At 64.3% G+C, this 13,013-nt stretch carries 14 protein-coding genes and 1 tRNA gene; all 15 read left to right on the top strand.

The annotated features are described in order from the left end of the window. The first annotated feature begins 11 nt into the window (after positions 1-11). The 15 genes from tpiA (at position 12) to nuoL (ending at position 13,012) form a co-directional block, all read left to right on the top strand. Positions 12-776: a triose-phosphate isomerase gene (gene tpiA, locus AC07SQ_RS06220; RefSeq protein ID WP_495270408.1), complete on the top strand. Its 765-nt coding sequence runs from the start codon at positions 12-14 to the stop codon at positions 774-776. A gap of 38 nt (positions 777-814) precedes the next feature. Next, positions 815-1,225 carry a preprotein translocase subunit SecG gene (gene secG, locus AC07SQ_RS06215; RefSeq protein WP_159271069.1) on the top strand — a complete coding sequence of 137 codons (411 nt, stop codon included), beginning with the start codon at positions 815-817 and terminating at the stop codon, positions 1,223-1,225. Positions 1,226-1,344: 119 nt separating this feature from the next. Next, positions 1,345-1,429, top strand: a tRNA-Leu gene (locus tag AC07SQ_RS06210). Between the two features lie 67 nt (positions 1,430-1,496). Further along, positions 1,497-1,856, top strand: a complete 360-nt coding sequence (locus tag AC07SQ_RS06205; protein ID WP_055805154.1) for an NADH-quinone oxidoreductase subunit A — start codon at positions 1,497-1,499, stop codon at positions 1,854-1,856. Positions 1,857-1,871: 15 nt separating this feature from the next. Continuing rightward, the gene (locus tag AC07SQ_RS06200; protein WP_007837763.1) at positions 1,872-2,351 is read left to right on the top strand and encodes a NuoB/complex I 20 kDa subunit family protein; all 480 of its coding nucleotides are present in this window, start codon (positions 1,872-1,874) and stop codon (positions 2,349-2,351) included. 13 nt (positions 2,352-2,364) lie between these two features. Then, positions 2,365-2,976 (top strand): NADH-quinone oxidoreductase subunit C, encoded by a 612-nt coding sequence (locus AC07SQ_RS06195; protein WP_495270409.1) that lies wholly within the window; start codon positions 2,365-2,367, stop codon positions 2,974-2,976. Between the two features lie 5 nt (positions 2,977-2,981). Further along, positions 2,982-4,235 (top strand): NADH-quinone oxidoreductase subunit D, encoded by a 1,254-nt coding sequence (locus AC07SQ_RS06190; protein WP_070063113.1) that lies wholly within the window; start codon positions 2,982-2,984, stop codon positions 4,233-4,235. A 10-nt stretch (positions 4,236-4,245) separates the two neighbouring features. Continuing rightward, complete coding sequence (locus tag AC07SQ_RS06185) at positions 4,246-4,788, top strand: NADH-quinone oxidoreductase subunit NuoE family protein (protein ID WP_062475406.1); 543 nt, start codon at positions 4,246-4,248, stop codon at positions 4,786-4,788. After that, on the top strand, positions 4,788-6,128 hold the full coding sequence (nuoF, locus tag AC07SQ_RS06180) for an NADH-quinone oxidoreductase subunit NuoF (RefSeq protein ID WP_495270410.1): 1,341 nt from the start codon (positions 4,788-4,790) through the stop codon (positions 6,126-6,128). The genes AC07SQ_RS06185 and nuoF overlap by 1 nt, the downstream gene beginning before the upstream one ends. A 20-nt stretch (positions 6,129-6,148) precedes the next feature. Further along, the gene (gene nuoG / locus AC07SQ_RS06175; RefSeq protein WP_495270411.1) at positions 6,149-8,314 is read left to right on the top strand and encodes an NADH-quinone oxidoreductase subunit NuoG; all 2,166 of its coding nucleotides are present in this window, start codon (positions 6,149-6,151) and stop codon (positions 8,312-8,314) included. Next, positions 8,311-9,387, top strand: a complete 1,077-nt coding sequence (nuoH, locus tag AC07SQ_RS06170) for an NADH-quinone oxidoreductase subunit NuoH (RefSeq protein ID WP_095949076.1) — start codon at positions 8,311-8,313, stop codon at positions 9,385-9,387. Before nuoG ends, nuoH begins: the two co-directional genes overlap by 4 nt. 18 nt (positions 9,388-9,405) lie before the next feature. Further along, positions 9,406-9,951, top strand: a complete 546-nt coding sequence (nuoI, locus tag AC07SQ_RS06165; protein ID WP_062475395.1) for an NADH-quinone oxidoreductase subunit NuoI — start codon at positions 9,406-9,408, stop codon at positions 9,949-9,951. 37 nt (positions 9,952-9,988) lie between these two features. After that, positions 9,989-10,648 carry an NADH-quinone oxidoreductase subunit J gene (locus tag AC07SQ_RS06160; RefSeq protein ID WP_062475392.1) on the top strand — a complete coding sequence of 220 codons (660 nt, stop codon included), beginning with the start codon at positions 9,989-9,991 and terminating at the stop codon, positions 10,646-10,648. Continuing rightward, complete coding sequence (nuoK, locus tag AC07SQ_RS06155; protein WP_007837741.1) at positions 10,645-10,953, top strand: NADH-quinone oxidoreductase subunit NuoK; 309 nt, start codon at positions 10,645-10,647, stop codon at positions 10,951-10,953. The genes AC07SQ_RS06160 and nuoK overlap by 4 nt, the downstream gene beginning before the upstream one ends. A 7-nt stretch (positions 10,954-10,960) precedes the next feature. Continuing rightward, positions 10,961-13,012 carry an NADH-quinone oxidoreductase subunit L gene (nuoL, locus tag AC07SQ_RS06150; protein ID WP_495270412.1) on the top strand — a complete coding sequence of 684 codons (2,052 nt, stop codon included), beginning with the start codon at positions 10,961-10,963 and terminating at the stop codon, positions 13,010-13,012. The last annotated feature ends 1 nt before the right edge of the window (position 13,013 follow it).

The following is a 13,013-nucleotide window of genomic DNA, read 5'->3' as shown; positions in this document are numbered from 1 at the left end:
CGAACAACGCGATGACAACCTTCAAGAAACTGATTGCCGGCAACTGGAAGATGAATGGCGGCCTGGCCGCCAACGAGGCGCTGGTGAAGGCCCTGCAGCAAGGGCTGGCCGCCAGCCCCGCGGCCTGCGGTGTTGCACTGTGCGCGCCTGCGCCGTACTTCGCCCAGCTGCAATCGCTGCTGGCGGGCACGCCGTCGCTGGCCCTTGGTGCGCAGGACATTTCGGCGCACCCGCAAGGTGCGTTCACCGGCGAGCAGTCGGCGGCGATGCTGAAGGATTTCGGTGTGCGCTATGCCATCGTGGGCCATTCGGAGCGTCGCCAGTACCACGGCGAAACCGACGATGCCGTGGCGGCCAAGACGGCGGCGGCGTTGGCGAACGGCATCACGCCGATCGTCTGCGTCGGCGAGACGCTGGCACAGCGCGAAGCAGGGCAGACCGAAGAGGTCGTCAAGCGCCAGCTGGCTGCGGTGATCCATGTGAACGGCCACTGCATCAGCGAGATCGTCGTGGCCTACGAGCCGGTCTGGGCCATCGGCACGGGCAAGACGGCTTCGCCCGAGCAGGCGCAGGCGGTGCATGCCGTGCTGCGTGCGCAACTGCACCATGCCGCGAGCGAACACGCCGCGGGCATCAAGATTCTGTACGGCGGCAGCATGAACGCGGCGAATGCCGCCGAACTGCTGGCGCAGGCCGACATCGACGGCGGCCTCATCGGCGGCGCCTCGCTCAAGGCGCCCGACTTTCTGCAGATCATTTCTGCCGCTGCACGCTGATCGCGGCAACGGCAGCCATCACTTAGGAGTAAGAACGAATGAACGTGGTCCTCAATCTTCTGGTCGGCGTGCAAATGCTGGCGGCGCTGGCAATGATCGGCCTGATCCTGATCCAGCACGGCAAGGGCGCCGACATGGGCGCGGCCTTCGGCAGCGGCAGTGCGGGCAGCCTGTTCGGTGCCAGCGGCAGTGCCAACTTCCTCTCGCGCACCACGGCTGTGCTGGCCGCGGTGTTCTTCGCCTGCACGCTGCTGCTGGCCTACTTCAGCCACGCACGTCCTGCGGGCGGTGGCAGCCTGCTGGAGCGCGCTGCCGTGGGTGCGCCTGCTGCACCGGCCGCGCCTGCGACCGGCGCTGCGGGCGAAATCCCTGCTGCAGCAGCACCTGCCAAGGCCGCTTCGGCGCCTGCTGCACCCGTTTCGGGCTCCGGTCAGATTCCGGCCAAGTAATCAGGTTGTTTTCATGCAGCCGTTCGTGAGAAACGGCTTCATTTCAGGGTAAACTCTAAATCTGTTCAGAAAGCCAAATGCCTCAACGGCACCTCATGCCATCTGGACAGTTAAAAACCGCGGTCGTGGTGAAATTGGTAGACACGCTATCTTGAGGGGGTAGTGGCGAAAGCTGTGCGAGTTCGAGTCTCGCCGACCGCACCAAATCTCACCGGCAGAAGATCTCTTTCCAGAGGCTCTTCTGTCGGTGGCAAGCGGTGAAAATTTCTCGATGAACCTCGATTCCTACCTTCCCGTCCTTTTGTTCATTTTGGTCGGGGTCGGCGTAGGCGTCGCCCCGCAAGTCATCGGATACATCCTTGGGCCCAATCGGCCCGACGCTGCGAAGAACGCGCCCTACGAGTGCGGCTTCGAAGCCTTCGAGGATGCGCGCATGAAGTTCGACGTGCGCTATTACCTCGTTGCGATTCTCTTCATCCTCTTCGATCTCGAGATTGCCTTTCTCTTTCCGTGGGCCATTGCGCTCAAGGAAATCGGCGCTGTTGGCTTCTGGGCCATGATGATCTTTCTCGCCATCCTCGTCGTGGGCTTCGTCTACGAGTGGAAAAAAGGCGCGCTCGACTGGGAATGACAAGGAAGCTACACGATGGCCATTGAAGGCGTTCTCAAAGAAGGCTTCGTCACCACGACCTACGACTCGGTCGTGAACTGGGCGAAGACCGGATCTCTCTGGCCGATGACGTTCGGCCTCGCATGCTGCGCGGTCGAAATGATGCACGCGGGCGCTGCCCGCTACGACATCGACCGTTTCGGCATGCTGTTCCGCCCCAGCCCGCGCCAGTCCGATCTGATGATCGTGGCCGGCACGCTGTGCAACAAGATGGCGCCGGCGCTGCGCAAGGTCTACGACCAGATGCCCGAGCCGCGCTGGGTGCTCTCGATGGGCTCCTGCGCGAACGGCGGCGGTTACTACCACTACAGCTATTCCGTGGTGCGTGGCTGCGACCGCATCGTGCCGGTCGACGTCTATGTGCCGGGTTGCCCGCCCACCGCTGAGGCGCTGCTGTACGGCGTGATCCAGCTGCAGCAGAAGATTCGCCGCACCAACACCATTGCCCGCGCCTGAGAGATTGCCGACGATGACTGACTTTGCAATTTCGCCGGAGGTGCTGCGCGCCACCATCGCCGAGACGCTCGGCGCCAAGGCCAAGAGCGTGACGGTTGCGCTCGAAGAAGTGACCGTCGTGGTCGGCGCTGCCGACTACATCGATGCGGCGTTGCTGCTGCGCGATGCGCCCGGCTGCCGTTTCGAGCAGCTGATCGACCTGTGCGGCATGGACTATTCCGACTACCGCGAAGGCGAGTGGCAGGGCGAACGCTACGGCGTCGTCTCGCACCTGCTTTCCGTGAGTCTCAACCAGCGCGTGCGCCTGAAGGTGTTCGCGACCAGCGAAGACCTGCCCGTGATCGACTCGCTCCAGCCCGTCTGGAGCGCTGCCACGTGGTTCGAGCGCGAAGCCTTCGACCTGTACGGCATCGTGTTCGACGGCCACGACGACCTGCGCCGCATCCTGACCGACTATGGCTTCATCGGCCACCCGTTCCGCAAGGACTTCCCGGTGTCGGGTCACGTCGAAATGCGCTACGACGAAGAGCAGAAGCGCGTGGTCTACCAGCCGGTCTCGATCGAGCCGCGCGAAATCACGCCGCGCGTGATCCGCGAAGACAACTACGGCGGCGGTTTGCACTGACAGATATGGCCGAAATCAAGAACTACACACTCAACTTCGGTCCCCAGCACCCCGCAGCACACGGCGTGCTGCGCCTGGTGCTCGAGCTGGACGGCGAAGTGATCCAGCGTGCCGACCCCCACATCGGCCTGCTGCACCGTGCGACCGAGAAGCTCGCCGAATCGCGCACCTTCATCCAGTCGCTGCCCTACATGGACCGCCTCGACTACGTGTCGATGATGTCCAACGAGCACGCTTACTGCCTCGCCATCGAGCGGATGATGGGCCTCGATGTGCCGATCCGCGCGCAGTACATCCGCGTGATGTTCGCCGAGATCACCCGCCTGCTGAACCACCTGCTGTGGCTCGGTGCGCACGGTCTCGACTGCGGCGCGATGAACATGCTCATCTACTGCTTCCGCGAGCGTGAAGACCTGTTCGACATGTACGAAGCCGTGTCCGGCGCGCGCATGCACGCGGCGTACTTCCGTCCGGGCGGCGTCTACCGCGACCTGCCGGATTCGATGCCGCAGTACAAGGTCAGCAAGATCAAGAATGCGAAGGCCATCGAAAAGCTCAACGAGAACCGCCAGGGCTCGTTGCTCGACTTCATCGACGACTTCTGCAAGCGCTTCCCGAAGATGGTCGACGAGTACGAGACGCTGCTCACCGACAACCGCATCTGGAAGCAGCGCACCGTGGGCATCGGCGTGGTCACGCCGGAGCGCGCGCTGAACCTGGGCTTCACCGGCCCGATGCTGCGTGGCTCGGGCGTCGAATGGGACCTGCGCAAGAAGCAGCCCTACGACGTCTACGACCAGATGCAGTTCGACGTGCCCGTGGGCAAGACCGGTGACTGCTACGACCGCTACCTGGTTCGCGTGGAAGAAATGCGCCAGGCCAACAAGATCATTCAGCAGTGCTCGGCCTGGCTGCGCGCCAACCCCGGCCCGGTGATCACCAGCAACCACAAGGTCGCCGCGCCTGCGCGCGAATCGATGAAGGCGAACATGGAGGAGCTGATCCACCATTTCAAGCTCTTCACCGAAGGCTTCCACGTGCCCGAAGGCGAAGCGTATGCCGCCGTCGAGCACCCCAAGGGCGAGTTCGGCATCTACCTCGTGAGCGACGGTGCCAACAAGCCGTACCGCCTGAAGATCCGCGCCCCGGGCTTCCCGCACCTCGCTGCCCTCGACGAAATGTCGCGCGGCCACATGATCGCCGACGCTGTCGCGGTGATCGGCACGATGGACATCGTGTTCGGCGAAATCGACAGGTGAGAAAGAGCGAATGACGACTTCCTCAACCCATCACCATGACGCGGCGCCCTCGGCGCCGTTGAAGGCTGCCATCCTCGAGCGTTTTGCGCGCGAGGTCGCGAAGTACCCCGAAGCCGGCAAGCAGTCGGCCGTGATGGCCTGCCTGGCCATCGTCCAGCAGGACGAAGGCTTCGTGAGCGTGCAGCGCGAGCGCGAGATCGCCGCCTACCTCGGCATGGCGCCCATCGCCGTGCACGAAGTGACGACCTTCTACAACATGTACAACCAGCATCCGGTGGGCAAGTTCAAGCTCAACGTGTGCACCAACCTGCCGTGCCAGCTGCGCGACGGCGTCACCGCGCTCGTGCACCTCGAGAAGAAGCTCGGCATCAAGATGGGCGAGACCACGGCCGACGGCCTGTTCACGCTGCAGCAGAGCGAATGCCTGGGCGCCTGCGCCGATTCGCCCGTGATGCTGGTCAACGACCGCACCATGTGCAGCTTCATGAGCAACGACAAGCTCGACCAGCTCATCGACGGTTTGCGCAGTGCCAAGCCAGGGGAGGCTTCGTGATGACGCCCGAACAGGTTCTCTCGCAATTCCAGGCCACCGGTGTCCAGACCTGCTTCCATGACCGCCACATCGGCGCTCAGATCTACGCAGGCCTGGACGGCACCAACTGGCACCTGGCCGACTACGAAGCGCGCGGCGGCTACCAGGCGCTGCGCAAGATCCTCACCGAGGGCCTCACGCCCGACCAGGTGATCGCCGAAGTGAAGGCCTCGGGCCTGCGCGGCCGTGGCGGCGCGGGTTTCCCGACCGGCCTGAAGTGGAGCTTCATGCCCCGCCAGTTCCCGGGCCAGAAGTACCTCGTCTGCAACTCGGACGAGGGCGAGCCCGGCACGTGCAAGGACCGCGACATCCTGCAGTTCAACCCGCACATCGTGATCGAAGGCATGGCCATCGCCGCGTATGCGATGGGCATCAGCGTGGGCTACAACTACATCCACGGCGAGATCTTCCAGAGCTACGACCGCTTCGAGGCCGCCCTCGAAGAGGCGCGCGCTGCCGGCTACCTCGGCGACAAGATCATGGGCAGCACGTACAACTTCCAGTTGCACGCCGCCCATGGCTTCGGTGCCTACATCTGCGGCGAAGAAACCGCGCTGCTCGAGTCGCTCGAAGGCAAGAAGGGCCAGCCGCGCTTCAAGCCGCCGTTCCCGGCCAGCTTCGGCCTGTACGGCAAGCCGACCACCATCAATAACACCGAGACCTTCGCGGCGGTGCCCTGGATCATCCGCAACGGCGGCCAGGCCTACCTCGAGTGCGGCAAGCCGAACAACGGCGGCACCAAGATTTACTCGGTGAGCGGTGACGTCGAGCTGCCCGGCAACTACGAAGTGCCGATGGGTACGCCGTTCTCCAAGCTGATCGAGCTGGCCGGCGGCGTGCGCAAGGGCCGCACGCTCAAGGCCGTGATCCCCGGCGGCTCGTCGTCGCCGGTGCTGCCGGCCGACATCATGATGGCCTGCACCATGGACTACGACTCCATCGCCAAGGCCGGCTCCATGCTGGGCTCGGGCGCGGTGATCGTCATGGACGACACGCGGTCGATGGTCGAGTCGCTCAAGCGCCTCTCGTACTTCTACATGCACGAGTCCTGCGGCCAGTGCACCCCCTGCCGCGAAGGCACGGGTTGGCTCTACCGCGTGGTGGACCGCATCCACAACGGCCAGGGCAAGCCCAGCGACATGCAGCTGCTGGACTCCGTGGCCGGCGACATCATGGGCCGCACCATCTGTGCGCTCGGCGATGCGGCAGCCATGCCCGTGCGCGCCATGATCAAGCACTTCCGCCATGAGTTCGAGGCCCTGATCCCGGGTCACGTCCCGACGGCGCCCGTCAAGGCCTGAGTGCGAGAAGAAACACAGACATGATCGAAATCGAACTCGACGGCAAGAAGGTCGAAGTGACCGAAGGCAGCATGGTGATGCATGCGGCCGAAAAGGCGGGCACCTACATTCCGCACTTCTGCTATCACAAGAAACTCAGCATCGCGGCCAACTGCCGCATGTGCCTGGTCGACGTGGAAAAGGCGCCCAAGCCGATGCCGGCCTGCGCCACGCCCGTCACGCAGGGCATGATCGTTCGCACCAAGAGCGACAAGGCCATCAAGGCCCAGCAGTCCGTCATGGAGTTCCTGCTGATCAACCACCCGCTGGATTGCCCCATCTGCGACCAGGGTGGCGAATGCCAGCTGCAGGACCTGGCCGTCGGCTATGGCGGTTCTTCTTCGCGTTACGAAGAAGAAAAGCGCGTCGTGTTCCACAAGGACGTCGGCCCGCTGATCAGCATGGAAGAGATGAGCCGCTGCATCCACTGCACGCGCTGCGTCCGTTTCGGCCAGGAAGTGGCCGGCGTGATGGAGCTGGGCATGTCGCACCGCGGCGAGCACTCCGAAATCGAAACCTTCCTCGGCGACTCGGTCGACTCCGAGCTGTCGGGCAACATGATCGACATCTGCCCGGTCGGCGCGCTCACGAGCAAGCCGTTCCGCTACAGCGCCCGCACCTGGGAACTGTCGCGCCGCAAGTCGGTGAGCCCGCACGACTCCACCGGTGCCAACCTGATCGTCCAGGTCAAGAACAACCGCGTGATGCGCGTGGTGCCACTCGAGAACGAAGACGTCAACGAATGCTGGATCGCCGACCGCGACCGCTTCTCGTACGAAGCGCTCAACGGCACGGAACGCCTGACGCAGCCCATGCTGAAGCAGGGCGGCCAATGGCAACAGGTCGACTGGCAGACGGCACTCGAGTACGTCGCCAACGGCCTCAAGCAGATCAAGACCGACCATGGTGCGCAAAGCATCGGCACGCTGGTCAGCCCGCACAGCACGCTCGAAGAGCTGCAGCTCGCCGCCATGCTCACGCGTGAACTCGGCAGCGACAATATCGACTACCGCCTGCGCAATGCCGAATTCTCGGCCTTCGAAGGCGTGCGCTGGCTCGGCACCTCGATCGCTTCGCTCACGCAAGTGCAGCGCGCGCTGGTCGTCGGTTCGAACCTGCGCAAGGAACACCCGCTGTTCGCACAGCGCATCCGCCAGGCCGTGCGCAAGGGCGCCGCGCTGTCGGTGATCACCTCGTCCAGCCTCATGGCCGACCGCGGTGCCTGGGCCATCGACGTGGCGCAAGCCTCGATCGTCGAAGCCGACCAGTGGGTCGAGGCGCTGGCCGCCGTGGCCGCGGCCATCGGCCAGACCAACGGTGCCGCCGCGCCGCTGGCACCGAAGAACGCGCCCGACGCCGCCGCGCAAGCCATCGCAGCCTCGCTGCTGAGCGGCGAACGCAAGGCCATCCTGCTCGGCAATGCCGCCGCGCACCACGCACAAGCCAGCAGCCTGCTGGCCCTCGCGAACTGGATCGGCGCACAGACCGGCGCCACCGTCGGCTACCTGACCGAAGCGGGCAACACCGTGGGCGCACAGCTCGTCGGCGCCTTCCCGCAGAACGGCGGCCTCGATGCCGGCCGCATGCTTGCCGCCGGCTCCGGCCTCAAGGCCGTGCTGCTGCTGAACACCGAGCCGGTGTTCGACTCGGCCGCCGGTGCTGCCGCCGCCGATGTCATCGGCAATGCGCAGATGGTGGTCACGCTGAGCCCCTTCAAGGCCAACCTCGAATTCAGCGATGTGCTGCTGCCCATCGCCCCGTTCACCGAAACGCCGGGCACCTTCGTCAACGCCGAAGGCCGCCTGCAGGGTTTCCATGCCGTCGTGAAGCCGCAAGGCGAAACGCGTCCGGCGTGGAAGGTGCTGCGCGTGCTGGCGAACCTGCTCGGCCTGCCGGGCTTCGCCTTCGAATCGACCGCCGAGGTGCTGGCCACCGTCGGTGACAAGGGCACCATGCCGGCGAACGCGCTGAGCAACGCCACGTCCGCCAAGGCCGTCGCGGCCAGCGGCGCCGTGGCCGCGCCCGTGGTCGCGAGCATCTACCAGCTCGACTCGATCGTGCGCCGCGCACCGTCGCTGCAGTTGACCGCCGACGCGCGCAACAGCGCACAGGCCGCACCCGCTCGTGCCGAGGAGGCCCTGGCATGATCGACGCAATTCATGGCTTCGGCCAGGGGCTGGTCGCCGCAGGCTGGTGGACGTCCGTCGTCTGGCCCGTGGTCTGGACGCTGATCAAGATCATCGTCGTCGTGATCCCGCTGATGCTGGCCGTGGCGTACCTCACGCTGTGGGAACGCAAGGCCATCGGCTTCACGCAGATCCGCGTGGGCCCGAACCGTATCGGGCCGCTGGGCCTGCTGCAGCCGATCGCCGACGCGCTCAAGCTGATGACCAAGGAAATCATCCTTCCGACGGTCGCCAACAAGGGCCTGTTCCTGCTCGGCCCCATCATGACCATCATGCCGGCGCTGGCCGCATGGGCCGTGATTCCCTTCGGTCCCGACGTGGCGCTGGCCAACATCAACGCCGGCCTGCTGTTCGTGATGGCCATCACCTCGCTCGAGGTGTACGGCGTGATCATCGCCGGCTGGGCCTCGAACTCGAAGTACGCCTTCCTGGGCGCGCTGCGTGCCTCGGCACAGATGGTGAGCTACGAAATCGCGATGGGCTTCTGCTTCGTCGTGGTGCTGATGGTCACGGGCAGCCTGAACATGTCCGACATCGTGACGGTGCAGGGCAAGGGCATGTTCCAAGACATGGGCATTGGCTTCCTGTCGTGGAACTGGCTGCCGCTGCTGCCGATCTTCGTCGTGTACTTCATCTCGGGTCTCGCCGAAACCAACCGCCACCCGTTCGACGTGGTGGAAGGCGAATCCGAAATCGTGGCCGGCCACATGATCGAGTACTCGGGCATGAGCTTCGCGATGTTCTTCCTGGCCGAGTACGCCAACATGTGGCTCGTCTCGATCCTGACCGTGGTGCTGTTCCTCGGCGGATGGCTGCCGCCGTTCGAGTTCCTGAGCTTCATTCCGGGCTGGATCTGGCTGGGCCTGAAGACCTTCTGCGTGGTCACCATGTTCCTGTGGGTGCGCTCGACGTTCCCGCGCTTCCGCTATGACCAGATCATGCGTCTGGGCTGGAAGATCTTCATTCCCGTCACCCTGGTGTGGCTGGTCGTGGTCGGTGGCTGGATGCAGACGCCGTTCAACATCTGGAAATAAGCAGGAAGCGACGACATCATGACTGCTTCACACACCGCCGGAGGGCTCGGACGCACCTCCAAGCTGGCCTCCGCACCGTTCTCGCTCAAGGACTTCCTGGGCAGCTTCATGCTGTTCGAACTGTTCAAGGGCCTGGCCATCACGGGCAAGTACGCCTTCGCACGCAAGATCACCGTCCAGTTCCCCGAAGAGAAGACGCCGCTGTCGCCGCGTTTTCGCGGCCTGCACGCGCTGCGCCGCTACGAGAACGGCGAAGAGCGCTGCATCGCCTGCAAGCTGTGCGAGGCCGTGTGCCCCGCACTGGCCATCACCATCGAATCCGACGTGCGTGACGACGGCTCGCGCCGCACCACGCGCTACGACATCGACCTGACCAAGTGCATCTTCTGCGGCTTCTGCGAAGAGAGCTGCCCGGTCGACTCGATCGTCGAGACGCACATCTTCGAATACCACGGCGAAAAGCGCGGCGACCTGTACTTCACCAAGGACATGCTGCTGGCCGTGGGCGACCGCTACGAAAAAGAAATCGCGGCGAACAAGGCGGCCGACGCCAAGTACCGCTGAGCCGGCTCCGCTCGAAACCCGTACCAATCGAATTCCAATGGACGTCAAGACCGGTCTGTTCTATCTGTTTGCCGCGGTGCTGCTGTTTGCAGCCTTCCGCGTCATCACCTCCCGCAACCCCGTGTACGCCGCGCTGTACCTGGTGCTGGCTTTCTTCCAGGCCTCGGCCATCTGGCTGCTGCTGCGCGCCGAGTTCCTGGCGATCTCGCTCGTGCTGGTGTACGTCGGTGCCGTGATGGTGCTGTTCCTGTTCGTCGTGATGATGCTGGACATCGACGTCGACGGCCTGCGAGAGGGCTTCTGGAAGCACTTCCCGCTGGCGGCCGGCATCGGCGCGCTCATCGCGCTCGAAATGGCGGCCGTGCTCATGGGCGGCTTCCGCCTGGGCGAAGGCCCGCGCGCCATGGCGACGACCTCGCCCAACAGCTCGAACACGCTCGAGCTGGGCAAGCTGCTGTATTCCGAATACCTCTACCCGCTGGAAATCGCCGCGGTCATCCTGCTGGTGGCCATCATTGCCGCCATTGCACTGACGCTGCGCACCCGCAAGGACAGCAAGTACGTCAACCCGTCGGACCAGGTGCGCGTGAAGGCGCGCGACCGCGTGCGCATCGTGCAGATGCCCGTCACGCGTGCGGCCGAGCCGGTGGTTGAGGCCCCGGCAGCGGATGCCGCTGCAAAGGAAAACAAGGCATGACGCTCACGCTCGGACACTTTCTCTCGCTCGGCGCGATGCTCTTCGCGCTGTCGGTGATCGGCATCTTCCTGAACCGCAAGAACCTGATCGTGCTGCTGATGGCCATCGAACTGATGCTGCTGGCGGTCAACATGAACTTCGTGGCCTTCTCGCACTACCTGGGCGACATGCACGGCCAGATCTTCGTGTTCTTCATCCTGACGGTGGCGGCGGCCGAATCGGCCATCGGCCTGGCGCTGCTGGTCCTGTTGTTCCGCAACAAGTCCAACATCAACGTCGACGAACTCAACTCGCTCAAGGGTTGACAGCAGTATGAGCGCAACCCTTTCCGCATCCACCTTGCTGGCCGTGCCGCTGGCACCCCTGGTCGGCGCCGCACTTGCCGGCCTGTTCGGCACGAAGTTCGGCGGCAACCACATCGGCCGCAAGGTCACGCATTCGCTGACCATTCTGGGCGTGTTCGTCGCCTTCGTGATCTCGGCGATGACGCTGAAGTCGGTCATCGTCGACGGTGCCCGCTTCAACCAGACCATCTACGAATGGATGATGGTCGGCGGCCTGAAGATGGAAGTCGGCTTCCTGGTCGACGGCCTCACGGCCATGATGATGTGCGTCGTGACCTTCGTGTCGCTGATGGTCCACATCTACACCATCGGCTACATGGAAGAAGACGACGGCTACAACCGCTTCTTCTCGTACATCTCTCTGTTCACCTTCTCGATGCTGATGCTCGTCATGAGCAACAACATGCTCCAGCTGTTCTTCGGCTGGGAGGCGGTGGGCCTGGTGTCGTACCTGCTGATCGGCTTCTGGTTCAACAAGCCCACGGCCATCTTCGCGAACATGAAGGCCTTCCTGGTCAACCGCGTGGGTGACTTCGGCTTCATCCTGGGCATCGGCCTGATCGCCGCCTACGCCGGCACGCTGAACTACGGCGAAGCCTTCGCCAAGGCGCACACGCTGGCCGGCATCACCTTCCCGGGCACCGAGTGGATGCTCATCACGGTGATCTGCATCTGCCTGTTCATCGGCGCGATGGGCAAGAGCGCCCAGTTCCCGCTGCACGTGTGGCTGCCCGACTCGATGGAAGGCCCGACCCCCATCTCGGCGCTGATCCACGCGGCGACCATGGTGACGGCCGGCATCTTCATGGTGGCGCGCATGTCGCCGCTGTTCGAGCTGAGCGACACGGCCCTGAGCTTCATCCTCGTGATCGGCGCCATCACCGCGCTGTTCATGGGCTTCCTGGGCATCATCCAGAACGACATCAAGCGCGTGGTCGCGTACTCGACGCTGTCGCAGCTGGGCTACATGACGGTGGCGCTCGGTGCCTCGGCCTACTCGGTCGCGGTGTTCCACCTGATGACGCACGCCTTCTTCAAGGCGCTGCTGTTCCTCGGCGCGGGCTCGGTGATCATCGGCATGCACCACAACCAGGACATCCGCTGGATGGGCGGCGTGCGCAAGTACATGCCCATCACCTGGATCACCTCGCTGCTGGGTTCGCTCGCGCTGATCGGCACGCCGCTGTTCTCGGGCTTCTACTCGAAGGACAGCATCATCGAGGCCGTGCACGAAAGCCACCTGTGGGGCGCGCAGTTCGCCTACTACGCGGTGCTGGCCGGCGTGTTCGTGACGGCGTTCTACTCGTTCCGCATGTACTTCCTGGTCTTCCACGGCAAGGAACGCTACGACCAGAACCCCGACGCGCACCACGACGACCATGCGCACGACGCGCACGGACACGACGACCACGGCCATGGCCATGGCCACGACGCCCACAAGCCGCACGAATCGCCGATGGTGGTCTGGCTGCCGCTGGTGCTGCTGGCGATCCCCTCGGTGGTGATCGGCTTCATGACCATCGACCCGATGCTGTTCGGCAGCTTCTTCAAGGACGCGATCTTCGTCGACGGTGCCAAGCACCACGCGATGGGCGAGCTGAAGGAAGCCTTCCACGGCCCGGTCGCCATGGCGATCCACGGCCTGCAGACCGCACCGTTCTGGCTGGCGCTGGCCGGCGTGGCGCTGTCGTACTACATGTACATGATGAACCCGGCACTGCCGGCCGCCATCAAGCGCGCCTTCAGCCCGATCTACAACCTGCTCGAGAACAAGTACTACCTCGACTGGATCAACGAGAACATCCTCGCCCGCGGTGCGCGCCTGCTCGGCACGGGCCTGTGGAAGGGCGGCGACCAGGCGCTGATCGACGGCGCGCTCGTCAACGGTTCCTGGAAGGTGGTGGGTCGCGTGGCCGGCGTCGTGCGCTGGCTGCAGTCGGGCTTCATCTACCACTACGCCTTCGCGATGCTGCTGGGCATCTTCATCCTGATGACGTACTTCGTCTGGTTCAAACGTTGAG

The organism is Variovorax sp. GW821-FHT06D12 (assembly GCF_059419205.1).
The sequence above is the reverse complement of the archived record's forward strand: the minus strand, read 5'-3'. Positions and strand labels throughout refer to the sequence as shown.